The organism is Vibrio sp. J1-1, assembly GCF_021728395.1.
GTDB lineage: Bacteria > Pseudomonadota > Gammaproteobacteria > Enterobacterales > Vibrionaceae > Vibrio.
Map to the genome: position 1 here is coordinate 1 of NZ_JAKKCM010000018.1, position 23,778 is coordinate 23,778.

Consider the following 23,778-nt stretch of genomic DNA (forward strand, 5'->3'; position numbering starts at 1 on the left):
CGCTCGACTTGCATGTGTTAGGCCTGCCGCCAGCGTTCAATCTGAGCCATGATCAAACTCTTCAATTTAAGATTTTGTTCGGCTCAATGAATACTGACTTCAAAACTGCTCTTACTCGAAAGTAAGAAGTAATTTTAAAGCTATTATCGTTCCAACAGAACGATAATGAATTGACTGTGCCAAGACTAAGTAAACTTAATCTCGATTGGTCACTCAGTTCATTGAAACCTAATTTGATACCGAGGTATCTAATTGGATTATCATCAACGAGTGCCCACACAGATTGATAGGTTCTTATTTTTAAAGAGCTACTCTTCTTTGCGATTTACATCACTTCGGAAGAGGCGGCCATTCTAGCGAGATAATTTTCTGTGTCAAACACTTTTTGCTTTTTATTTTACTTTTTAAAAGTAAAGGCAATTAACTATTTCGCTTTTCTTTTTGACCTTGTCGACTTTGCTTGAACCCTTATGAGTGCTTGCCCTGTCGACGAGGTGGCATTATAGAGATCGCGCTCACGTTGGCAAGCGTTATTTTGCAAAATTTGCAAAAATAACGGTTAAACGATGACTTTTCACTCAAAGTCTTATTTATCCAACTTTACCCCTAACAACCAAACAGGTTATCCAAAGAGTTATCCTTAAATGCCTGTTTTTGACTCCTGCTTTTTACTTCTATAAATAAAGAGAGCTGCTAAACAGCAGCTCTCTTTATATAAGGAAACCAATTCCTAACTCTATTATATACCCGACCCATCTTGTTCAGAGCCATCATCTTCATGAAGACCACATTCACGCTTCAAACCAAAGAATCGAGTTTCCTCCTCTGACATTCCCGGTACCCATTTCTGCGTTGTATGCGTATCACCTACAGAGAGGTAGCCTTCATCCCAAAGAGGATGGTATTTCAGTCCGTGTTGCTCTAAGTAATAATGGACATCTTTATTTGTCCAATCGATTACAGGCAAAAACTTAAATACGCCATTTTGAATTGATAGTATTGGTAAACCCGCTCGAGATTTACTTTGTTCTCTACGTAGGCCAGAAAACCAAGTTCCAACATTCAGCTCTTTCAATGCACGACGCATTGGTTCAACTTTATTAAGTTTGTTGTACTTCTCGATCCCTTCAACACCCTGTTCCCACAGTTTGCCATAACGAGCTTCTTGCCATTGAGCACTTTCTACTGCTCGGTAAACTTTCAGGTTGAGATTAAGTTGTTCTGTTAACTCATCAATGAAGCGATAGGTTTCTGCAAACAAATACCCGGTATCCGTCAGGATTATTGGGGTATCAGGTTTTTCTTGAGTCACAAGATGGAGCATAACTGCAGCTTGGATACCAAAACTAGATGAGACAGCAAACTCTCCATCTAGATTTTCCAAAGCCCATTTAACTCGCTCTTGTGCCGAAAGCTGTTCGAGTTCGACATTGATTTGAGCAAGACGGAGGATTTGATCCGTCTTCGTTAATGTCAGCAACTCTGCCAGCTCCGGTTTGGAAGCTACAGAATCAAGCATGCAAGTCCCTCTTAGATACTTTGACTTCTTGAATGATGCCAGCACGGATTGCAAAATCACCAAATCCTTCGCCAGTCTCACGCTCTGTGGCCCAACGACCTACGAGCTGATCAATCTCTTCTAGTATCTGTTTGTCAGTGATGTTTTCTTTATACATCTTCGGAATACGTGTGCCCGCTCGGTTACCACCTAGGTGAAGGTTGTAACGACCCGGCGCTTTACCGACTAAACCAATTTCAGCCAGCATTGCGCGGCCACAACCGTTAGGACAACCCGTAACGCGCAGGATGATGTTGTCTTCTTCAGGTAAACCGTGTTTTTCCAGGATACCTTCTACATCAGTAACAAACTGAGGTAGGAAACGTTCTGCTTCTGCCATTGCAAGCGGACAAGTCGGGAATGCCACACACGCCATTGAGTTTTTACGCTGTTCACTGACGCTATCGTCAACTAGGCCATGCTCACGAGCGATCTTCTCGATTAACTCTTTTTGATCAGCCGGTACGCCCGCAACAATCAGGTTTTGGTTCGCTGTCATGCGGAAATCACCTTGGTGAATTTTCGCGATTTCAGCGACACCCGTTTTTAGTGGCTTACCTGGGTAATCCAATAAACGACCATTCTCGATAAATAGCGCTAAGTGGTGCTTACCATCAATGCCTTCGACCCAACCAACGCGATCGCCGCGTTCAGTAAACTCGTATGGGCGGCTTTCTTCGAACTGAATGCCCGCACGTTTTTCTACTTCCGCTTTAAAGACATCAATACCAACACGATCTAGTGTGTACTTAGTTTTGGCGTTCTTACGGTTTGAACGGTTACCCCAGTCACGCTGAGTTGTTACGACTGCAGCTGCAACATCGAGAGTCTTTTCTAATGGAACAAAACCAAAGTCGTCTGCACGGCGAGCGTAGGTTGATGTATCGCCATGCGTCATCGCCAGGCCACCACCAACAAGCACGTTGAAACCAACCAGTTTGCCGTTATCTGCAATCGCAACAAAGTTCAGGTCGTTCGCGTGTACATCCACATCATTTTGCGGTGGGATCACAACGGTCGTTTTGAACTTACGTGGTAAGTATGTTTTACCCAGAATCGGCTCGTCTTCTTCTGTAGATTCGACTTTCTCACCGTCCAGCCAAATTTCAGCATAAGCGCGCGTTTTTGGTAGAAGATGCTCACTGATCTTCTTCGCCCACTCGTACGCTTCTTGATGCAGCTCAGACTCTACCGGGTTGGTGGTACACAGTACGTTACGGTTAACATCACCTGCCGTTGCAATTGAATCAATACCAATACTGTTCAACGTTTGGTGCATCAACTTGATGTTTGGTTTAAGCACACCGTGGAACTGGAACGTTTGACGCGTAGTCAGACGAATGCTTCCATATAGCGAGTGCTCTGTTGCAAACTTATCAATCGCTAACCACTGCGTTGGGGTAATGATACCGCCAGGCATACGAGCACGAAGCATCACGTTATGCAGAGGCTCAAGCTTTTGCTTAGTACGCTCGTTACGGATATCGCGGTCGTCTTGCTGATACATACCGTGGAAACGAATTAACTGGAAGTTATCTGCGGTAAAGCCGCCAGTAATACGATCCTGTAGGTCTTGCTCAATGGTGCCACGTAATAAGTTACTTTCTCTTTTCAGGCGCTCGTTATCAGATAGTGGTCCTAGCTCTTCGCCTAATACAACCTGCTTATTATTCTCAGTCGAAAAAGTCATTAGTACACATCCCTCTGATAACGTTTCGCTTTACGTAAGTCATTAATAAATTGTTCTGCTTCATCGCGAGCCAGTTTACCTTCTTGCTCAGCAACAATGACAAGTGCGTCATGAACATCTTTTGCCATGCGAGTGGCATCGCCACATACATAGATGTAAGCGCCTTCTTGAATCCACTGCCAAACTTGCTCAGCGTTTTCTAGAATACGATGTTGTACATAAACCTTTTCTACTTGGTCACGGCTAAACGCCACATCTAGGCGACTTAGTGCACCTGACTTAAGGTATTTTTGCCATTCAACTTGGTACAAAAAATCTTGTGTGAATGTGCGGTCACCGAAGAACAACCAGTTTTTGCCCTCTGCATCACGGTTTTCGCGCTCTTGAATAAAGCTACGGAATGGAGCAATACCAGTACCCGGGCCTACCATGATGATTGGCGTATTGTCGTCTTCTGGCAGTTTGAAGTTGTTGTTGTGTTCAATAAACACTTTTACTTCACCGCCTTCTTCCAAGCGCTGAGCTAAGAAGCTAGAAGCACCACCGTAACGCTTTTCCTCGTTGTGGTCATATTCAACCAAACCAACCGTCAAGTGTACTTCTTCATCTACTTCAGCCTGGCTTGAAGCAATAGAGTAAAGACGAGGAGTTAGACGACGTAGTAAACCAACCAGTTCATCAGCGGTTAGCTTAGTCTTCTTCTCTCCCAGCACATCAACGATTTGCGTGTTTGCAGAGTACTCACGTAGCTTGTCTTTATCTTCAACCAGCTTTTGCAGCTTCTTGCTACCAGATAGCTCGGCAAACTTGGTGACAAGTTGAGGGTTAGACGTCGTGATTTCGAACTTGCTTACTAAAGCGCTGTGAATCGACAGGCTCTCGCCATCGACTTCTACGGTTTCAACGCCTGACAGACCGACTTTACCAAGAATTGCATTTGCAAGTTCTGGGCTGTTTTCATACCACACACCTAACGCATCACCGGGTTGGTAAGTAAGACCAGAATCTTCCAGATCGATTTCGATATGGCGAACGTCTTTACCTGAGTCACGGCCAGTGATCTTTTGGCTGGTCAACAACGTTGCTGTGTATGGGTTCTGCTTGTTGTATTGAGAATGCGTTGCCGCAGCTTGTCCAACAGGAAGTTGCACAACTTCTGCTTCGTTACCAAATGAAAGTGTTTCTTTCACTTTATCCAGCGCACTCTTACGCCATTCAGCAGCAGACGCTTCATAGTCAACATCACAGTCGATACGGTCGATGAAAGACTTAGCACCTAGTTTTGATAGATAGGTATCGAAGTCTTTACCTGTTTGACAAAAGAACTCATAGCTAGAGTCACCAAGCGCAATTACACCGTACTGAAGGTTAGGCAGTTTAGGCGCTTTCTTGGATTGCAAAAACTCATGCAGTTCAATCGCGTTATCTGGCGCTTCGCCTTCACCATTGGTAGACGCGACGAAGATAACGTGTGTTTCTTTGGCTAAGTTTTTACCTTTGTAATCGCTGGCATCAAACAGTTCAACGGCAATACCTTCTGCTTTTGCTTCTTGCTCTAATGCTTCAGCAACACCTTTGGCGTTACCGGTTTGAGAAGCAAAAATAATACTCAGTTTACCTGCTGGTTTTGCTGAGACAGCGGCGGCAGCTTGCGTAATTGGTGTAGCAGCTGCACTTGGTTGATTTTGAGCCAAACCCCAGAAGTATCCACTGACCCAAGCAAGTTGCTGTGAAGACAACCCAGAGACAGTGTGTTGGAGTGAATTAAATTGTTGGTCATTCAGCGGGCTTGCGATTGGAGGTACTCCCCCTTGCCCGTTATTATCATCAGACACATTATTATTGTGTGAATACTCATTCTTTTGAAAAGACATTATCACGACATCCCTATTCATTGCGTGACGATAGAGTACCCACTCTCCTTAATAACAAGAAAGAATAGAAGTGAATGTTTTATAACTTTTTGGAAGTAAGAACGGCTTGGTTTTTGCTCATCGGTCTTCAATACGGACTTGTTGAAACCCTACCGCCATCGCTGATTTTGATGCAGCATCCAAATCTTCATAAAGACATTCTTCACCATGATTGTCTGTCAGAAACACGAACCCACCTCGTGCATGCCTGAACTCTACGACCCAACCACCCTCTTGGATCGACGGTTCAATAATGGCTTCCACAAGCTGGTTTTCACGAAATAGATGTCTTAGTTCATTTATTGTCATCGCTATCCCTGCTCCAACTTTTCACATTGATCCTAGATAAGCATGGTCTAACTGGAGAAAATAGGCAGAAAAATTCGATTACATATAACGAAGAGGTATAAAAAAACGCCACTTATAAAGCGACGTTTTAAAGCATTTAAAGTAATTGCTGTTAATCGACTTAGAAGGTGTATTCAGCACTCAAGAAAAAACCATCAGCGAAAATAAACTCTTTACCTAAGCTGGAAAGAAACTGTTCCGACTCTAAGTCTATTACTCGATAGCCACCACGAAATGCCAGTTGGTTTTCTTGTAAAGGCAATTTGTATTGAATGCCTGCCATTAGGTCAGTGCTTTTAATTCCTTTACTGTCACCAAAGTTCATTTCTCCAATCACATCAAAATGGGTATTTGGAACGGTTATTTCCGCGTAGCCATACCAAGCCCAAATGAGGTCATCAAAATCTTCAGTACGAGGAGAGGTGCGTGCATCAATGTACTTAGTATTACTTAAATTACTGAAAGTAACGCCAGCATCAAAGTGTAATAAATCATGCTCTAACACTTGGTAATAAAGCGTCACATCTACTTTATCAAAGCCCATGTAATCAGCATCAATACTGGTATATCGCAGGCGTGCGTTTGGAACGTATTTTACGTCGTGTTCGATTGCGGCATAGAGCGCGCCAGTCGTACTACTATCTCTTCTGACTTCGTTAACTTTTGTATCTGCCGCCCAGACATCCATGCCAACTTTAGTCGAAACAGAAGACTCAGCGAAAACAGGAAAAGTGGCTGCCAACGATAATGCCGTTAAAGCGATGGTCGCTTTATTTGTCATGTAGTTTGTACTCCGAGATAGCTGATATTCAACAATAAGAACATGAGAGAAAATATACCATAATCCCATGCTCCTCTATCAACTAAATCGCCATAGCCTTCTATTTACAACGAGGTTGAGCCACAACGTTTTTAAAAAACCAAATACCGAGTGCGATGACAATTAGCCAAGGTAATAGTTTTAGTACGGCACCAATCATACCCAGTAAGAACATCACAACCAGAGCAATACCCGTTGCCGCGAACACCGTCACCATCGTGATACCTGTGACTAACAAGGTCGCCGCAAAAACTAAAATAAAGATCAGCTCCAACATAATTAATTCTCCATACATTTTTCAAGTAATAGAGCAGTTAACATGCCAACTTCCTGAAGACAACCTAATACACTGATACATAAAGAAAAACAAAGCCAGAGGCATTTCTACGCTCTGGCTTGCTCATTCTTCAATTGGTGATTTTAACCAACCACTGGTGAATTTTACACATTCAGCTCTTTTGGGATCTTCGCAAGCGCATCTTGCAGAACTTCTAACCCTGAGCCAGGTTTATGCGCATTTTCACTGATGTGACGACGCCACTGACGAGCACCCGGCATACTCTGGAATAAGCCCAACATATGGCGAGTGATATGACCAAGGTACGCACCTTTTGCGAGTTGCGCCTCAATATACGGGTACATCTCTTCCACAATTTCACTACGCTTTTTCACTGGCGCACTTGAACCAAATAGCTCTTGATCTACCGAGGCGAGTATATACGGACTTTGATAAGCTTCACGGCCAATCATCACGCCATCAAGATGTTGTAGATGTGCTTTCGCTTCTTCTAACGATTTTACGCCACCATTGATAGCGATAGTTAGATGAGAGAAGTCTTTCTTCAATTGGTATGCTCGTGGGTAATCCAGCGGTGGGATCTCGCGGTTTTCTTTCGGACTAAGACCACTTAACCAAGCTTTACGCGCGTGAATGGTAAACTGCTCACACCCACCCTTCTCAGCCACGAGAGAAACAAAATCAGTCAGAAATTCGTACGAGTCTTGATCATCAATACCGATACGCGTTTTCACCGTTACAGGTACATCAACCACCTCTTTCATCGCAGCCACACAGTCTGCAACCAACTGAGGCTCCGCCATCAAACAAGCACCAAAGCGGCCGTTTTGCACACGATCAGATGGACAACCCACATTCAGATTGATCTCATCATAACCACGCTCTTGAGCAAGTTTGGCACACTTAGCCAGATCTTCTGGGTTAGATCCACCCAATTGAAGGGCTAACGGATGCTCCTCTTCGTTGTAAGCAAGAAAGTCTCCTTTTCCATGAATGATCGCGCCTGTGGTCACCATTTCAGTGTACAACAGGGTTTCTTTGGTCATTAAGCGATGGAAGTAGCGACAATGACGATCGGTCCAATCTAACATTGGTGCTACGGAGAGCCTGCAAGAATGAGTCATGATTTCAACACCCGTTTTTATGTTACCAAGGTCGAGCGCAGCAGTACGCCCAAAAAATAAGTCGGGTATTGTATACCCAAGTCACCTCAAGGTGCTAGTTTCCGCGAGAATATCTTGGGTATAAAGCCACTGTGCACCTGATGTGAGTATTGCCCACCTGTCAAAGAAAAAATCGAGGAAAACAATTTCTACACCATCGTGCCATTCTGTTGTGACCACTTCGTCACGGTGCGAAGAGCGATTTGCTTTAATTCATGATTTTCGCAGTGATAGTAGGTAAAATGAAACATCTCTGTACGAACTTTGTATAGAAACAATTTATAATAGAGCACTTCCAATAGTTATGGTGAAAGGTTTGAGCCCAACAATCATTGAACAAGTTGAAAATATCTGCGCCGAGCGCGGAGTAAGATTGACTCCCCAGCGACGACGTGTGTTTGAACTCATTTGTTCGAATCGCAGTGCATCAAGTGCGTATGAGCTATTGGAGCAACTAAAAGAGAGTGAACCTCAGGCGAAACCACCTACGGTGTACCGAGCCCTAGAGTTTCTTCTCGAGCAAGGCTTTATCCATCGAGTGGAATCGACCAATAGTTTTATAACTTGTTGTTCTTTCAATACGCAACAGCACTTTTTTCAATTACTAATTTGTGATAAATGTGGGGCTGTTGTTGAACTCGAAGACGAGGACTTGATCGCCTTGTTAGCTAAGAATGCTGAAAAACATGGATTCAAACTAACTAATCAGGTCATTGAAACACACGGTGAATGTCAGGCCTGTGCCTCCGAAACGAAAGAATAAGTATAGAAGACCGATATGCGCGCTGAATTTGTAAACCCGTTTTTAGCTTCCTTAATGAATGTGCTAAAAACTATGGCTTCTCTGGATCTGAAGCCTCAAAAGCCTCGAATCAAAAAAGATGAAATTGCACGAGGTGATGTTTCAGGTTTGATTGGCATGATTGGTCCGCAAACTCGTGGCTCAATGTCGATTACCTTCGATGAAGCGTTAGCACTGGAAATTATGCAAAACATGCTTGGTGAGCGCCCTAACGGACTCAATGAAGAAGTGACCGATATGGTGGGTGAGATCACCAACATGGTGACTGGCGGAGCAAAACGAATTCTGGCTGAGAGTGGATTTGATTTTGATATGGCAACGCCGGTTGTGGTCTCTGGCCGAGGCCATACTATTCGTCACAAGTGTGAAGGTTCGATTATTATCATGCCTTTCTCCTCGCAATGGGGAAATGCCTTTATCGAGATTTGCTTCGAATAACCATCACCGTTAGTTGAGTTGCAGTAACCAGCTAGGCTCAAGAGATACAAAAAAGGTCAGCAATCGCTGACCTTTTCTATTCTAATCTAATCATTCATTACGCTTTGAAAGCTTTGAATGCGTTGATCAGACCATTTGTAGAGCTATCGTGTGTGCTGATTTCAGACTCATCAGCTAGCTCTGGTAGGATTTGGTTCGCTAGCTGTTTACCCAGCTCAACCCCCCATTGGTCAAAGCTGAAGATGTTCCAAATAACACCTTGTACGAAGATCTTGTGCTCGTACATTGCGATTAGGTTACCTAGCGTGCGAGGCGTGATCTGCTTAACCAGAATTGAGTTTGTTGGACGGTTACCTTCAAACACTTTGAACGGTGCAATTTCCGCGACTTCTTCTGCATTTTTACCAGATAGTACCAACTCTTCTTTTACGCTCTCTTCACTCTTACCAAACGCAAGTGCTTCAGTTTGTGCGAAGAAGTTCGACATCAGTTTCTGATGGTGATCGCTTGCTGGGTTGTGGCTAATTGCAGGAGCAATGAAGTCACACGGGATCAGCTTAGTACCTTGGTGGATTAGCTGGTAGAACGCATGCTGACCGTTTGTACCTGGCTCGCCCCAGATGATTGGGCCTGTTTGGTAAGTTACTGCGTTACCGTCACGATCAACGTATTTACCGTTTGATTCCATGTTACCTTGCTGGAAGTACGCGGCAAAACGATGCATGTACTGATCGTAAGGCAGGATAGCTTCAGACTCCGCGCCGTGGAAGTTGTTGTACCAAATGCCGATAAGCGCAAGAATAACAGGGATGTTGCTTTCCAGCTCAGTTGATACAAAGTGCTTATCCATCTCATGAGCACCGTCAAGAAGCTCAACGAAGTTGTCAAAGCCAACCGCTAATGCGATTGAAAGACCGATTGCAGACCATAGCGAGTATCGACCACCAACCCAGTCCCAGAACTCAAACATGTTGTCTGTGTCGATACCGAACTCAGAAACCGCTGTCGCGTTAGTTGAAAGTGCCGCGAAGTGCTTAGCAACGTGTGCTTGGTCGCCAGCAGTCTCAAGGAACCAATCACGAGCAGAATGCGCGTTAGTCATAGTCTCTTGAGTAGTGAATGTTTTAGAAGCGATCAGAAATAGTGTGGTTTCAGGATCGACTTTCTTCAGTGTTTCTACGATGTGCGTACCATCAACGTTGGACACAAAGTGAAGGTTTAGATGGTTTTTGTACGGTGCCAGTGCTTCCGTCACCATGTAAGGACCAAGGTCAGAACCGCCGATACCGATATTTACGATATCAGTAATGGCTTTGCCGGTGTAACCTTTCCATTCACCGCCAATCACACGCTCGGTGAAAGACTTAATTTTTTCCAGAACGGCGTTCACAGCTGGCATTACGTCTTCACCATCAACCATTACTGGCGTGTTAGTGCGGTTACGTAGTGCAGTGTGAAGAACAGCACGACCTTCTGTTTGGTTGATTGCTTCACCACTGAACATCGCTTCGATTGCAGATTTAAGCTCAGTCTCTTTAGCAAGAGTGAACAGGTGCTTCAGAGTTTCCTCATTGATGAGGTTCTTTGAGTAGTCGACAAGAATGTCTGAGCCGAAACGTGCAGAGTATTTGTCAAAACGATCCGCGTCTTGAGCAAATAGCTCTTTTAGATCCATATCTTGTGCAGATTCGAAGTGCGCTGTTAACGCTTTCCAAGCTTGTGTTTGCGTTGGATTGATATTTTTCAACATGGTCTTTATCCCGATGTTACAGTAGGTTCCATTCCTTACAGTCTAGCGAAAACTGTGGAATCCCCGATTTAGCAAAAAGAATTTAAATGTAGATGTTTGGGCGTTTTGCCACAAAACAAGTCTTTGTAATTTTTTTTCAGGCAACAATTATGACTGAGAGCATTTACCCTCACATTGAGTTAGGTCACGTTAGCTGCCCTGAATTTGAACAATTCATTCATAGGTATAGAATAATATCATCAAGTAATGACAGGCTCTAATTGGATCAGAATAGACGCCAATTTAAAAATGTCCAAAGGAACGCGTATGTGGACGCAAAAAACACTAAATTTAAAAGCAAGAAGTCGTGGTTTTCACCTGATTACTGATGAAATTGAACAACAATTACCGCAAATCAGCTCAGTTTCAGTAGGTTTGTTACACCTATTTATTCAACATACCTCCGCCAGTCTCACCTTAAATGAGAATGCAGATCCCACTGTGCGTATGGATATGGAAGCGCATTTCAATAAGTATGTTCCTGAACGCGCCTCTTATTATCAGCATACCTATGAGGGTGATGACGACATGCCTGCGCACATTAAAGCATCACTACTTGGCAGTAGTGTGACGATCCCAATTCAGAATGGTCGCTTGGCGTTAGGAACATGGCAGGGAATTTACTTAGGTGAACACCGAGACTTTGGTGGCAGCCGTCGAATTATTGCCACGATCAATGGTGAATAAAAAACAGGGGCCAACTCATTGGTTAGCCCCTGCTCTTATGGTCTGAATAACTCTAAATAATTAAGTAAAATGGTGTTGTTGTTGATTACTTTGAATATTCCATTTCGACACGCGGCGTTAGCTTGGTCACTAACTCGTAAGCAATGGTGCCAATGTGGTTAGCCACTTCCTCAACGGGTAACTCTTTCCCCCAAAGGATCGCTTCATCACTGACTTTATCTGTTGCATCCGGACCAAGATCAACGGTCAGCATATCCATCGACACCCGGCCGGCGATAGGCACTTTACGCCCGTTGACCCACACCGGAGTACCATTCGGCGCGCCTCTTGGGTAACCGTCGCCATAACCAACCGCAATCACACCCACTTTGGTATCTCGCTCACTCGTCCAGGCTCCGCCGTAACCAACACTCTCACCTTTTTTCACTTCACGCACTGCGATCAGGTGAGATTTAAGAGTCATTGCTGGTTGATAACCTAAATCTTGTGCCGTTTTATCTCCAAACGGAGATACACCGTACATGATGATTCCCGGACGAACCCAATCAAGATGGCTTTGTGGCCACGCCAGTAACCCTGCCGAGGCAGCCAGTGAACGCTCTCCATGACAGCCCTGCGTCAATGAGTTAAACAGTTCGATCTGTTTTGAAGTGATTTCACTGCCTAACTCGTCAGCGCAACCAAAGTGGCTCATGTAACACAGCGGTTTGGCCACATTAGGACTCGCTTTAAGTCGCGAAGCCAACTCATCAAACTGCTCAGGACGTACACCCAGACGATGCATACCGCTGTCAATTTTGAGCCATACCACCACCGGAGTTTCTAGCTCGGCTTGTTCAAGAGCAATCAATTGCTCTTCACAATGCACAACGGTTTGGATGTTATTGGTCACTAATACCGGTAAATCACCAGACGAATAAAAACCTTCTAATAACAAAATAGGCTTTACCACGCCACAAGCGCGTAACTGTAACGCCTCTTCAATCCGCGCAACACCAAAAGCATCGGCTTCACCAGCATGCTTCGCAACATGACGCAAACCATGACCATAACCGTTGGCTTTGACCACTGCCATCACTTTGCTGTTTGGTGCTTGAGCTTTAACTCGGCGTAAATTATGTTGCAACGCTGATAGATCAATACATGCCTTCGCGGCTTTCATGTAGCTCATGGCATTACTCATCATCAATGTCGAATGCTGGACCCGCATAATTATCAAAGCGTGAGTGTTGGCCTTGGAAGGTGAGACGTACTGAACCGATTGGGCCGTTACGCTGCTTACCAATAATAATTTCCGCAGTGCCTTTGTATGCGCTATCTGGGTGATACACCTCATCACGGTAAATGAACATGATTAAGTCGGCATCCTGCTCGATAGAGCCTGATTCACGCAAGTCCGAGTTTACCGGACGTTTATCCGCTCGTTGCTCCAAAGAACGGTTTAGCTGCGATAGTGCCACAACAGGGACATTCAATTCTTTAGCTAGCGCTTTAAGCGAGCGAGAGATCTCCGCGATTTCCAGCGTACGGTTATCCGTTAACGAAGGCACTCGCATCAGCTGCAGATAGTCGACCATGATCATAGATAAACCACCGTGTTCACGGGCAACACGACGAGCACGAGAACGTACTTCCGTTGGTGTCAGACCTGAGCTGTCATCGATGTACATGTTTTTCTTCTGCATCAGGATTCCCATGGTAGAAGAAATACGTGCCCAATCCTCGTCATCTAGCTGACCGGTACGAATTTTGGTTTGGTCAACGCGAGAAAGAGATGCCAGCATACGCATCATCAACTGTTCAGCAGGCATCTCTAACGAGAAAATGAGCACTGGCTTATCTTGCTGCATCGCGGCATTTTCACACAAGTTCATCGCAAAGGTGGTTTTACCCATCGATGGACGTGCAGCTACGATAACTAAATCCGATCCCTGTAGACCAGCTGTTTTCTTGTTGAGGTCATTAAAGCCGGTGTCAACGCCTGTCACACCATCCTGTGGTGTTTTATATAACAGCTCAATACGCTCGAGTGTTTTTTCCAGGATGTTGTCTACGTTTTGCGGACCTTCGTTTTCAGTGGTGCGAGATTCTGCTATTGCGAAGACTTTACTCTCTGCTAGGTCGATCAGATCTTCTGAACTACGACCTTGCGGATCATAACCTGCGTCAGCAATATCGTTAGCAACACCAATCAAGCCACGTACAATTGCGCGCTCGGCAACGATATCGGCATACGCGTTAATGTTGGCTGCACTTGGTGTGTTTTTCGCTAAATCAGCTAAGTAAGCAAAACCACCGACATCATCTAACTGCTCGTGACGTTCGAGATATTCCGACAAAGTGATAAGGTCGAGTGGTTTGCCAGCTTCAAGAATGGTTTTTACACCTTCAAAAATAAGGCGGTGTGGACGGCTATAGAAATCACTGCTGACAACACGCTCGGCAACGGTATCCCAACGCTCATTGTCCAGTAAGAGACCACCAATCACTGATTGCTCTGCTTCTAGTGAGTGAGGTGGCACTTTGATTGCGTCGACCTGACTATCTGAAGGTTTGCGATTTCTGTTTTCCGCCATGATTTTGCTCGATAACTACTAATGACCCAAGATTATAACCTTAACCCAACAGAGATGCTCCCTTGAAGCGAAAATTACTTGTTAAGAATCGGAATACGTACGACTAACGGACATTTCTATAATCCGGTCATAGAAGATTTAAAGTCGTAAGATAAGCGCCTACTTTTTCGGATATTTTAGCTCCTATAATGCTGCAGTTTTGCTCTTCGATAAAATTGAGTTAGCCCAACCAAGTCTAATAATATTTAACCTACCATTGACCAAAGTGAGCATCTGTATCAGTATCATGCCCCTCCTTTTCATTGCGTTCGAGGTTTATGTGTCCCGATACTGGTTACTAAGCGTTAGCATACTGTGCGTGGGTGCATCGTACGCTGATGAATCAGTACAACCAGAGCAAAATATTGATGTGCCAGATCCACTGCAAACAGAAGTTGAATTTGGTTATCAAGCTCACACAGGTAACACGGACTCTCGTTCCCTGAATGCTCGTTTGAGTGCTGAATACATATCAGGTCGACATCGTTCATACGGGGAGTGGAAATACTACAACCTATATAAAGACGGTGAAGAAGATAAACGCTCTTCCACTTATTCAATGCAGAGCGACTACAAACTCGGCCCTAAAACCTATTTGTATAGCAGTTTCAAAGGTGTGGATTCACGCTACAGCGCTTACTTTAAAGATTATACGCTTTCTGGTGGTCTGGGTTACCAGTTCGCCTACACGGAAGATCTCGTATTAGAGGTTGAGGTGGGGCCGGGTTATCGTTACCAGGAGCCTAATCTCGATGAAATAGATGACGACGATATTGTATTTCCGGATATCGTCCGTGAAGGGATCTTTCGTGGCAACCTGAATGCAACATGGCATGCATTAGACAACCTAAGTTTCGCTGCGGATCTAACGTTAGTAACCGGTAGCAGTAATACCAGCTTGGATAGCGAGCTCAGTGCCACGAATGCGATCACTGAAGACATTGCGTTAAAGCTCACTCACTCTCGTCAATATCACGATAAAGTGCCAGAGGGATTAAGTAAAGCGGATAGTATTTTCTCTGTAAATTTGCTTTTTGTTTTTTAATATCAATTTACAACCCAGACATCTGACATAAAAAAAGCACCTCCGAAGAGGTGCTTTTTTAGTATTTCGTCTTGATACTGAAAATTACTCAGCAGCAACAACTTGTAGGTTAACTGTCGCGAAAACTTCAGAGTGAAGTTGAACGCTGATCTCGAACTCACCAGTGTTACGTAGAGCACCTTCAGGAAGGCGAACTTCGCTCTTAACAACTTCAACGCCTGCCGCTGTGATAGCGTCAGCGATGTCACGAGTACCGATAGAACCGAATAGTTTGCCTTCGTCACCAGCTTTAGAAGCGATAACAACCGCTTCTAGAGCGTTAACTTTCTCAGCGCGAGCTTCTGCAGCAGCTAGTTGCTCAGCAACTTTAGCTTCTAGTTCAGCACGACGAGCTTCGAACATTTCAACGTTGCCTTTAGTCGCCATAACTGCTTTACCCTGAGGGATAAGGAAGTTACGAGCGTAGCCAGATTTAACGTTTACTGTATCGCCAAGACCACCTAGGTTACCGATTTTATCAAGTAGAATAACTTGCATTGCTTAATCCTCTTTCTTAATAAACGGAACCGATTACTGATGCTTGTCAGTGTACGGTAGTAGAGCTAGGTAGCGTGAACGCTTGATAGCACGTGCTAGTTGACGCTGGTACTTAGCGCTTGTACCAGTGATACGGCTAGGTACGATTTTACCAGCTTCAGTGATGTAGTTTTTAAGAGTTGCTACGTCTTTGTAATCAATCTCTTGTACGCCTTCTGCAGTGAAACGGCAGAATTTACGACGACGGAAGAAACGAGCCATGGGCTATCTCCTGATCTTAAATTTGAGTAATGTTGTCGGCATGAAGCACTAATTTTCCCACACCATTTCGGCCGGTCTGATAAGCGACAAAACCACTTACCTTAATGCTACTACCTTGTACTAAATTCTGAGTTATTGCTTGTGACCCAAGCCCGCTGACGACTACCGGCATACGACAATAAACTTGTCTCGGTAAATCAGCCTCGATAACAGTAGAGCGATGCTCTAGCCAAAACCGGCAGTGTTCAATCCCACCAGGGCTTTTACTACGAATGGGCGGTTTGGCAATAGTGCCGCTCAGCTCCATTCGATTGGTCATAACAAATCTTACTCAGCAGCTTCTGATTTAGCTTCAGGCTTAGCTTCAGAACGCTCTTCACGACGTGGAGCACGCTCTTCTTTCTGCTTAAGCATGATAGATTGCTCAGTGATCGCTGCTTTAGTACGCATGATCATGTTACGTAGAACTGCATCGTTGAAACGGAAAGCAGTTTCTAGCTCATCAATTACAGCTTGGTCAGCTTCAACGTTCATTAGAACGTAGTGAGCTTTGTGAAGCTTGTTGATTGGGTAAGCCAGTTGACGACGACCCCAGTCTTCTAGACGGTGGATAGTACCGCCAGCTTCATTGATAGAACCAGTGTAACGCTCGATCATGCCAGCAACTTGCTCGCTTTGATCTGGGTGCACCATGAATACGATTTCGTAATGACGCATTGGTTGCTCCTTACGGATTATTCAGCTTCCACAATTGGCTCAGTCGTCCAGAGGAAGCAAGGAACTAAAGATAATTGACTGAGTTTTAAGGAGCACGAATAGTACAGAAAGGACGCAAAATAGGCAAGTGATTATTTGCTCAGCGCGATGGATATTTTCTTTTCGCTAAAACCAGAAACAACAAAGGCTGCCACTCACTGGACAGCCTTTCAAATCAGCAGGTTAAATCGCTTATTTTACCTGAGAAAGCTCTTCACGCATTTGGTCGATCACGACTTTGTAATCTGGCTGACCAAAAATCGCCGACCCTGCCACAAACATGTCTGCGCCCGCTTCTGCAATTTCGCGGATGTTGTCCACTTTAACACCGCCATCTATTTCAAGACGAATGTCACGACCTGACTCATCGATCATCTTACGTACCGCGCGTAGCTTATCCATCGTATTAGGAATGAAAGATTGGCCACCAAAGCCTGGGTTTACCGACATCAGCAGGATCATATCTACTTTATCCATAATAAACTCAAGGCTCGCCAACGGCGTTGCTGGGTTTAGTACCACACCCGCTTTACAGCCGTGCTCTTTGATTAGCTGCAGAGTACGATCAACGTGTTCTGACGCTTCAACGTGGAAGGTGATCATCGATGCGCCGGCTTTCGCGAAGTCAGGAATGATACGGTCAACAGGCTTTACCATTAGGTGAACATCGATTGGTGCGGTGATGCCGTAATCGCGTAGCGCTTTACACACTGGAGCACCAAAAGTCAGGTTTGGCACATAGTGGTTATCCATAACATCGAAATGCACCACATCTGCACCCGCCGCGAGAACTTTTTCTACGTCTTCACCGAGACGAGCAAAATCTGCGGATAAAATGGATGGAGCAATAAGAAAATCTTTCATACCTGACCTCAGTAGTGACGAGCAAACCAATTTGCGCGCAATTCTACCGAAGCCAGTGGGGAGATCCACTATTTAGAGCAAATAGTGTGAGAACTATGAAGCAGAGCTGTCTGAATCAGGGGTATTAAAAAGTGCCAGCAGTTCATCGACTTTATTTCGACCACTACCATTACGGCTGATGGTGCGCTTCACTTTTACCACACTCAAATCCGCTCCGTGGTACAAGCGACGCGTTAATGTTGTATCGTGGTTTGAAATCAGTACCGGAATGCCGCGTTCAGTGGCGGTTCTTTCCGCAATATCAGCCAGTGCTGCCTGATCATCGAGCGTAAAACCATTACCTGCATAAGAGGTGAAGTTTGCGGTATTTGAAAGTGGTGCATACGGTGGATCACAGTAAACAACACTGCCTTTGCGCGCACGGCGAAACGTCTCAGGATAACCTTCACAAACAAACGTGGCTTTCTTGGCTTTTTCTGCAAAGAATTCCAGTTCAGCTTCTGGGAAATACGGCTTCTTATATGACCCAAACGGTACATTGAAACCGCCTTTTTTGTTGTAACGGCACAGGCCATTAAAACCAAAACGGTTCATGTAGAGAAAAGCAAGTGAGCGATACATCACGTCGTCGGTGTTATTGAACTCAGCGCGAATACTCAGATAAGCTTCTTTACGGTTATTCTCGGCCACAAACCAACGCTTCGCTTCAGAGATATACTCCTCCGGACGCGCTTTAATAAGATTATACAGATTGATCAAATCTGGGTTGATGTCAGCCAGCAAGTAGTGATCGTAATCTGTATTCAAAAAAACAGAGCCAGCGCCAACAAAAGGTTCAACTAGCTTTCGAGCCGGTGGTAAATGACGTTGGATGTCTTCAACCAGTCCGTATTTTCCTCCTGCCCACTTTAGAAAGGCTCGTTGCTTTTTCATCTACTGCTCTATCTATCGACCCAAAATTAAGGTTGCGGAATGTAACATATTTTTCAGCGAAGCTCAGGTTTATTTCACGCGCTCAATTTCGCGCTGTACTTGGCCTAACGATTTTGCCCATGGGCTGAGTGATTTAAGTGAATCTGGTAGCGCTTCCACGGCATCTCGGGCCAGTTGAATTGTCTGATAATCTCGGTAGGTAATGATAAACCATTCTGTTTCATTACGGACTGTTGGGTAGATGCGCACTTTGTTATTCAGCTGATACTTATCAAGGAATACCTGTACATCTTCCATCGAGGTCATCGCAGCAAGTTGTATGGTGTATGCACGAGGTGACAACGCATTAAGCTCTTCGCGAGCAAATGAAAACTTAACAACGAGCTTAGTCTCAGCCACCGATGATTCAGGGTTTTGCGCTGACGAAGCATCATTTGGCTTCACCACTTTTATCAAAGAAGAGCTTGCCTCTCCTTGAGCCGGCGTTGCGGTTTCTTCCGCTTGTTCGTTATCAGAGTCAGCAGGTTGTTCTTCCTTCCCTGCAAGCAGGGCATCTACAACATCAGACTCAATCACAACACGTTGGTGCTTATCATCAATACCGACACTGGCCACCTCTTCGGTTACTGTTGGCGGTAATGAATCAGAATCATCACTCGCACTAAGAGAACCTGAACTGGCAGAATCCCCCGTCACGGAAGTCAATCTACCACTATCCGCCTCAGATAAGGTTGGGATCGCCGTTTGTTCACTATTCCCAGTCAATTGCTGTGTTCTATCATCAGGACTCGGTTGACTGAACATCCACCAATAACCACCAGCCACAAGTAATAGCAACACTAAAATTACCAGTGTAACCTTGAGTGGGCTTGCGACAATTGAGCGGATAATGATCCTTTTTTCCACTTTCATCTCTCCTAATGTCATGATGTCACCCGGGATCGGAGCCACTCTCTTAAATGCATCCCGAACACGTTTTTCTGATTGATCATCTACATACCGTGCAACTAAAAACTCAAAAAAGCGACGAGCTTCTACTTCAGACAGCATATCGATATCTAACTCAACCGGTTTTATCTCCAAGCCATAGCTTATACGCGACAGTACACCTTCTAATCGGCCCGGTGGAGTGAACAGCAATACATTGATTGTCCAGTTCGGTTTTTCCTGCGCCTGCAACACGAGTGTCCATAACTCTGAAATCAAGGTTGCACTCAACAACTGTGCGTCATCAACGACAATAACGATATCACAACGCTCGTCACCTAATACCCGTTCAAGAGTATCAACCAAAGGCTCCTGTTGGTTGAATAACGCGTCTGATAGTAGTTGACTCAATATGACAATGCGATGCTGAAGATCATCTTGATTTCTATGACAAAGTAACAAACATTGGTTTTTGTTACTGGCACCCACTTCAAGATATCTTTGTGCCAACCAAGATTTGCCAAAGCCAGCATCGCCATTTATCACAATCAGATTGGAACCGAAGTGGGTTAATAACCTCAATCGCTCTAAAAGCTCAGTTTGAGAATCTAATTCCAGACCGTGAGCAGAACTCATCTAGTAACCTTACATCCACAAAAGAATGACGCCCAACGGCGCCATTACAAGGTTAAATATTCCGACCAAATTCGATAGCTTGCTTAAGTACTTCTTGAGTCGTGTCAGCGATTACCTCGGCAGTACCAATCCCGGTTGGTAAGACTAACCTTAGTTGACCAGAAAGAACTTTCTTATCTCGCATCATATGTTTGATAAAATCATCAAAGCTCATGCTGTCCGGAGTATGCACTGGCAGTTTCGCTCGACGCAAAATCGCCACGATACGTTCAAACTGCTCTTCAGAAATGAGGCCACGCAATAGGGAAGTTTTGGCAGCCATCACTGTGCCAGATGACACGGCTTCACCATGTAGCCAGTTACCATATCCAAGCTCAGCTTCAATCGCATGACCAAAGGTGTGACCTAAGTTTAATAAAGCGCGAATACCGGACTCTTTTTCATCCTGAGCCACAACTTCCGCTTTAATTTGGCAACAACGAGCAATAGCGTAAGTGAGTGCATCTTCATCCAACGCATACAGACGCTCTAGGTTTTCTTCCAGCCAAGCAAAGAATTCAGCGTCATAAATGATGCCGTATTTAATGACTTCAGCAATACCTGCTGCGAATTCACGCTCAGGCAATGTGAACAAGCAATTGGTGTCAATGATTACCGCTTTTGGTTGGTAAAATGCGCCAATCATGTTCTTACCCAGAGGGTGGTTGACCGCTGTTTTACCACCGACCGAAGAATCCACTTGAGACAACAAGGTGGTTGGAATCTGAATAAAATCCACGCCACGCTGGTAACACGCAGAAGCAAAACCAACCAAATCACCGATAACACCGCCACCGAGTGCGATAATAACCACATCACGCGCATAACTTCCTTCTAGCAGAAAGTTCATAACCTGATTAAACACATCTAGGTTTTTGTACTTCTCGCCATCAGGTAATTCTAGCAACGATGCGCTGCATCCAAGTTGTTCGAGTTGATTAAGAATTTTATCTGCATACAAAGGGGCTACCGTGACATTACTGATCACGACCACTTTTTGGTTTGCATTTTTGTTTGAGAGAACGTGAGAAAGGTACGCCGGGTCCTCAAACAACCCGGCGCCTATAGAGATTGGGTAGCTACGCTCAGCTAGATTGACCGTAATCCGTTCCATCGGTGTACTCCAATTTAAAAAAGATAAATACTTATCTCTCTTCTAGCATTTTTACGATCTGGTTGGCTACCACTTTTGCACTCTGATCGTCAGTTCGAACAGTGTAATCCGCTACTTCTTCGTATAGAGGGTTACGTTCTTTAGCTAATTGCTCCAATACTTCACGCGGACTATCCGTTTGAAGTAGCGGACGCTTCTTGTCACGGTTAGTACGTGCAAGTTGCTTTTCAATCGTCGTTTCTAGGTAAACAACAACACCACGAGCAGAAAGGCGGTTACGGTTTTCTTTACTCTTTACAGAGCCACCACCAGTTGCCAGCACGATGCCTTGCTCTTGTGTCAGGTCTTCAAGCACCGATTCTTCACGCTTACGGAAGCCTTCTTCACCTTCTACATCAAAAACCCAAGAGATGTCTGCACCAGTGCGTTCTTCGATCACTGTATCGGAGTCTACAAACTCCATATGCAGCTGCTGTGCTAGATGTCTACCAATTGTACTTTTGCCGGCGCCCATAGGACCAACAAGGAAAATATTACGTTTCTCAGCCATGTTTAGCAGTAATTTACAACATTGATTCAATAAGATCGCCACAAGAAAACACAGCTAAGCCGCTGTTCTACAAGGCTTGTGGCACCAATTCCTCACAGATAATTCGTGATAAGACCCGAAATTATCCAAGCATGGTGCCACTAATGCAACTTTATTTTTGATCTAATCTTCTTTTTGCTCACTTATGGCTATTGAATAACAACCTTAGGTGTAACGAAAATCAGCAGTTCACTTTTGCCCACTTTTTCATAACTTCTGCGGAAAAGCGCACCTAATAACGGCAGATCACCAAGTAATGGCACTTTATCGACAGAGTTAGTAATACTGTGTTGAAAAATACCGCCAAGAACAACCGTCTCACCGTTATTCACTAAGACTTGAGTACCTATTCTTTGAGTATCTATCGTGACCGCTTCGCCAGTACCCGTTTTTACCACTTGGCCAGGCCTGTCCTGAGTGACACTTAGATCCAGCACTAAGCGGTTGTCTGGTGTAATTTGTGGGGTCACTTTTAAACTTAATACGGCTTTTTTAAAAGTAATGGTTGTGGCGCCACTTGAGGATGATTCTAGGTACGGTATTTCTGTACCTTGCTCTATGTAGGCGGGCTTTTTGTTGGTCGTAATCAAACGAGGGCTCGAGATAATCTCAGCTTTCGATTCCTGCTGCAGCGCAGACAGTTCCAGATCGAGCAAAGTGTCAGAGCCCAACTTGGCTATCTGAAACGCAATACTGGTTGCACTCGGGTTAGTAGCGGCTAGGTTGACGTTAAGAAAATCATCAATACCTACACTACCGCCCTCACCCTCTTCGCCGTCACCTTCATAAAGACCAATGGTTGCCAGGTTATTTTCAATCGAACCACCAACCGTATTATTACCGTTGATGGAAGAGAATCCCCATCGAATGCCTAACTCATCCATATTACCTTCACTGATGGTGACAATTCTCGCTTCGATCTGAACCTGCTTAACCGGAATATCGAGTGACTCGATAATGTCACGAATAACCAAAATATTCTCCGGCAACTCTCTGACCAATAGCGAGTTAGTGCGCTCATCAATCGTCATACTGCCTCGCTCAGAGAGCATGCTGATATTGCCTTCACCATTAATCATTTCAGCAATATCGGACGCTTTAGCAAAGTTCACTTTAATGATTTCAGAGGACAGTTCGCCCATTTCCTCTTCAAGTTGTTGCTTCTCTAGTTGTTGTTTCTCTCGAAGGTCAAGCTCATCAGTCGGTGCAACCAGAATGACATTGCCATCAACACGTTTATCTAAACCTTTTACCTGCAGAATAATGTCCAAAACCTGCTGCCAAGGCACACCATCAAGGCGCAGTGTCAGATTGCCTTCGACGGAGTCTGATACCACTAGGTTAAACTTGTTATAGTCGGCAATGAGCTGCAATACGTTACGTACTGGAATATCCTGGAAGTTAATCGATATCAGTTTGCCTTCTTTCTCTAAGATACTCTTATCAGGTACCTTTTCATCGGGCTTGAGTTTACTGACCGTAACTTCCAGATAGCGCCCTGCCAAACGGTAATCGTGGGTGTAATCATCACTGACATGCGCGACTAAACGGGCCATCGAGGTTTCACGAAAGACTTCCACACTGTCCACTACCGTTGAAAAATCTTTTACGTCAAGGAGGTATAACTGCTCATCTTTCACTGACGTATTAAGTAAGTCGATGCTTAGCCCTTCCTGAACACGCTGAATATCGACAATCGCCGCAGGTGAAGACAGTTCCACCACAATCACCGCGTCTTTGTCCTTATTAGTGCGAAAATCGATGCTCTTTAACGCATTAGACATCCCGCCATCAGCCAAAGTAAAAGGGGCGAAAAGTAAAACTAACCAAAAGGATAAGAGCCCAGTGAGCATCCTTGGTGTACGTGTAAGTCCTTGTCTCATTATCATCACTCAATATCAAAAATAATTGCAGGTATATTTAGGGTCTGTTTACCTTTCGCGGTTAAATTTTGTT

At 44.6% G+C, this 23,778-nt stretch carries 24 protein-coding genes and 1 rRNA gene; 4 read left to right on the forward strand and 21 right to left on the reverse strand.

Annotated features, from left to right (window positions below; genetic code table 11):
* From L3V31_RS20200 to dusA, 8 genes are all read right to left on the reverse strand, one after another.
* Nucleotides 1-68: ribosomal RNA gene (locus L3V31_RS20200) — 16S ribosomal RNA — on the reverse strand; the annotation flags it as partial.
* Between the two features lie 671 nt (nucleotides 69-739).
* Complete coding sequence (locus tag L3V31_RS20205; protein WP_237318769.1) at nucleotides 740-1,519, reverse strand: phosphoadenylyl-sulfate reductase; 780 nt, start codon at nucleotides 1,517-1,519, stop codon at nucleotides 740-742.
* Nucleotides 1,512-3,248: an assimilatory sulfite reductase (NADPH) hemoprotein subunit gene (gene cysI / locus L3V31_RS20210; protein WP_237318771.1), complete on the reverse strand. Its 1,737-nt coding sequence runs from the start codon at nucleotides 3,246-3,248 to the stop codon at nucleotides 1,512-1,514. The genes L3V31_RS20205 and cysI overlap by 8 nt, the downstream gene beginning before the upstream one ends.
* Nucleotides 3,248-5,122 (reverse strand): assimilatory sulfite reductase (NADPH) flavoprotein subunit, encoded by a 1,875-nt coding sequence (locus L3V31_RS20215; protein WP_237318773.1) that lies wholly within the window; start codon nucleotides 5,120-5,122, stop codon nucleotides 3,248-3,250. The genes cysI and L3V31_RS20215 overlap by 1 nt, the downstream gene beginning before the upstream one ends.
* Before the next feature lie 117 nt (nucleotides 5,123-5,239).
* Nucleotides 5,240-5,470 carry a hypothetical protein gene (locus tag L3V31_RS20220; protein ID WP_014233130.1) on the reverse strand — a complete coding sequence of 77 codons (231 nt, stop codon included), beginning with the start codon at nucleotides 5,468-5,470 and terminating at the stop codon, nucleotides 5,240-5,242.
* Between the two features lie 160 nt (nucleotides 5,471-5,630).
* Nucleotides 5,631-6,290, reverse strand: a complete 660-nt coding sequence (locus tag L3V31_RS20225) for a TIGR04219 family outer membrane beta-barrel protein (RefSeq protein WP_237318775.1) — start codon at nucleotides 6,288-6,290, stop codon at nucleotides 5,631-5,633.
* A 100-nt stretch (nucleotides 6,291-6,390) separates the two neighbouring features.
* Nucleotides 6,391-6,606 (reverse strand): envelope stress response protein PspG, encoded by a 216-nt coding sequence (gene pspG, locus L3V31_RS20230; protein ID WP_237318777.1) that lies wholly within the window; start codon nucleotides 6,604-6,606, stop codon nucleotides 6,391-6,393.
* A gap of 164 nt (nucleotides 6,607-6,770) precedes the next feature.
* The gene (gene dusA / locus L3V31_RS20235; protein WP_237318780.1) at nucleotides 6,771-7,751 is read right to left on the reverse strand and encodes a tRNA dihydrouridine(20/20a) synthase DusA; all 981 of its coding nucleotides are present in this window, start codon (nucleotides 7,749-7,751) and stop codon (nucleotides 6,771-6,773) included.
* A 343-nt stretch (nucleotides 7,752-8,094) separates the two neighbouring features.
* Here dusA and zur point away from each other — a divergent pair, with 343 nt between their 5' ends.
* Together zur and L3V31_RS20245 are read left to right on the forward strand one after the other, a co-directional pair.
* Complete coding sequence (zur, locus tag L3V31_RS20240) at nucleotides 8,095-8,553, forward strand: zinc uptake transcriptional repressor Zur (protein WP_237318781.1); 459 nt, start codon at nucleotides 8,095-8,097, stop codon at nucleotides 8,551-8,553.
* Nucleotides 8,554-8,568: 15 nt separating this feature from the next.
* On the forward strand, nucleotides 8,569-9,030 hold the full coding sequence (locus tag L3V31_RS20245; RefSeq protein WP_237318782.1) for a chemotaxis protein CheX: 462 nt from the start codon (nucleotides 8,569-8,571) through the stop codon (nucleotides 9,028-9,030).
* A gap of 97 nt (nucleotides 9,031-9,127) precedes the next feature.
* Here the strand turns inward: L3V31_RS20245 and pgi are convergent, their stop codons facing one another.
* Complete coding sequence (gene pgi / locus L3V31_RS20250) at nucleotides 9,128-10,780, reverse strand: glucose-6-phosphate isomerase (protein WP_237318783.1); 1,653 nt, start codon at nucleotides 10,778-10,780, stop codon at nucleotides 9,128-9,130.
* A 306-nt stretch (nucleotides 10,781-11,086) separates the two neighbouring features.
* Between pgi and L3V31_RS20255 the strand changes: the two genes are divergently transcribed.
* Nucleotides 11,087-11,506 carry a secondary thiamine-phosphate synthase enzyme YjbQ gene (locus L3V31_RS20255; RefSeq protein ID WP_237318785.1) on the forward strand — a complete coding sequence of 140 codons (420 nt, stop codon included), beginning with the start codon at nucleotides 11,087-11,089 and terminating at the stop codon, nucleotides 11,504-11,506.
* A gap of 85 nt (nucleotides 11,507-11,591) precedes the next feature.
* Here the strand turns inward: L3V31_RS20255 and alr are convergent, their stop codons facing one another.
* Nucleotides 11,592-12,668 (reverse strand): alanine racemase, encoded by a 1,077-nt coding sequence (gene alr / locus L3V31_RS20260; protein ID WP_237318828.1) that lies wholly within the window; start codon nucleotides 12,666-12,668, stop codon nucleotides 11,592-11,594.
* A gap of 13 nt (nucleotides 12,669-12,681) precedes the next feature.
* Nucleotides 12,682-14,082, reverse strand: a complete 1,401-nt coding sequence (locus L3V31_RS20265) for a replicative DNA helicase (protein WP_237318787.1) — start codon at nucleotides 14,080-14,082, stop codon at nucleotides 12,682-12,684.
* A gap of 319 nt (nucleotides 14,083-14,401) precedes the next feature.
* On the opposite strand from L3V31_RS20265, the gene L3V31_RS20270 reads away from it, so the two are divergent.
* Complete coding sequence (locus L3V31_RS20270) at nucleotides 14,402-15,166, forward strand: DUF481 domain-containing protein (RefSeq protein WP_237318788.1); 765 nt, start codon at nucleotides 14,402-14,404, stop codon at nucleotides 15,164-15,166.
* A gap of 84 nt (nucleotides 15,167-15,250) precedes the next feature.
* Here the strand turns inward: L3V31_RS20270 and rplI are convergent, their stop codons facing one another.
* The 10 genes from rplI to L3V31_RS20320 form a co-directional block, all read right to left on the reverse strand.
* Nucleotides 15,251-15,703 carry a 50S ribosomal protein L9 gene (gene rplI, locus L3V31_RS20275; RefSeq protein WP_167422699.1) on the reverse strand — a complete coding sequence of 151 codons (453 nt, stop codon included), beginning with the start codon at nucleotides 15,701-15,703 and terminating at the stop codon, nucleotides 15,251-15,253.
* A gap of 33 nt (nucleotides 15,704-15,736) precedes the next feature.
* Nucleotides 15,737-15,964, reverse strand: coding sequence for a 30S ribosomal protein S18 (rpsR, locus tag L3V31_RS20280; protein ID WP_000090472.1), 228 nt, complete (start codon nucleotides 15,962-15,964; stop codon nucleotides 15,737-15,739).
* Between the two features lie 16 nt (nucleotides 15,965-15,980).
* Nucleotides 15,981-16,283 carry a primosomal replication protein N gene (gene priB, locus L3V31_RS20285; RefSeq protein ID WP_237318790.1) on the reverse strand — a complete coding sequence of 101 codons (303 nt, stop codon included), beginning with the start codon at nucleotides 16,281-16,283 and terminating at the stop codon, nucleotides 15,981-15,983.
* A gap of 8 nt (nucleotides 16,284-16,291) precedes the next feature.
* Nucleotides 16,292-16,681, reverse strand: a complete 390-nt coding sequence (rpsF, locus tag L3V31_RS20290) for a 30S ribosomal protein S6 (protein ID WP_237318793.1) — start codon at nucleotides 16,679-16,681, stop codon at nucleotides 16,292-16,294.
* A 231-nt stretch (nucleotides 16,682-16,912) separates the two neighbouring features.
* Nucleotides 16,913-17,584, reverse strand: coding sequence for a ribulose-phosphate 3-epimerase (rpe, locus tag L3V31_RS20295; RefSeq protein ID WP_237318796.1), 672 nt, complete (start codon nucleotides 17,582-17,584; stop codon nucleotides 16,913-16,915).
* A gap of 93 nt (nucleotides 17,585-17,677) precedes the next feature.
* Nucleotides 17,678-18,517 (reverse strand): Dam family site-specific DNA-(adenine-N6)-methyltransferase, encoded by an 840-nt coding sequence (locus L3V31_RS20300; protein WP_237318798.1) that lies wholly within the window; start codon nucleotides 18,515-18,517, stop codon nucleotides 17,678-17,680.
* Between the two features lie 69 nt (nucleotides 18,518-18,586).
* Nucleotides 18,587-20,080, reverse strand: coding sequence for an AAA family ATPase (locus L3V31_RS20305; RefSeq protein WP_237318800.1), 1,494 nt, complete (start codon nucleotides 20,078-20,080; stop codon nucleotides 18,587-18,589).
* Nucleotides 20,081-20,132: 52 nt separating this feature from the next.
* The gene (aroB, locus tag L3V31_RS20310; RefSeq protein ID WP_237318802.1) at nucleotides 20,133-21,233 is read right to left on the reverse strand and encodes a 3-dehydroquinate synthase; all 1,101 of its coding nucleotides are present in this window, start codon (nucleotides 21,231-21,233) and stop codon (nucleotides 20,133-20,135) included.
* A 31-nt stretch (nucleotides 21,234-21,264) separates the two neighbouring features.
* Nucleotides 21,265-21,783 carry a shikimate kinase AroK gene (gene aroK, locus L3V31_RS20315; protein ID WP_014233147.1) on the reverse strand — a complete coding sequence of 173 codons (519 nt, stop codon included), beginning with the start codon at nucleotides 21,781-21,783 and terminating at the stop codon, nucleotides 21,265-21,267.
* Between the two features lie 188 nt (nucleotides 21,784-21,971).
* Nucleotides 21,972-23,711 (reverse strand): type IV pilus secretin PilQ family protein, encoded by a 1,740-nt coding sequence (locus L3V31_RS20320; RefSeq protein ID WP_237318830.1) that lies wholly within the window; start codon nucleotides 23,709-23,711, stop codon nucleotides 21,972-21,974.
* Between the last annotated feature and the right edge of the window lie 67 nt (nucleotides 23,712-23,778).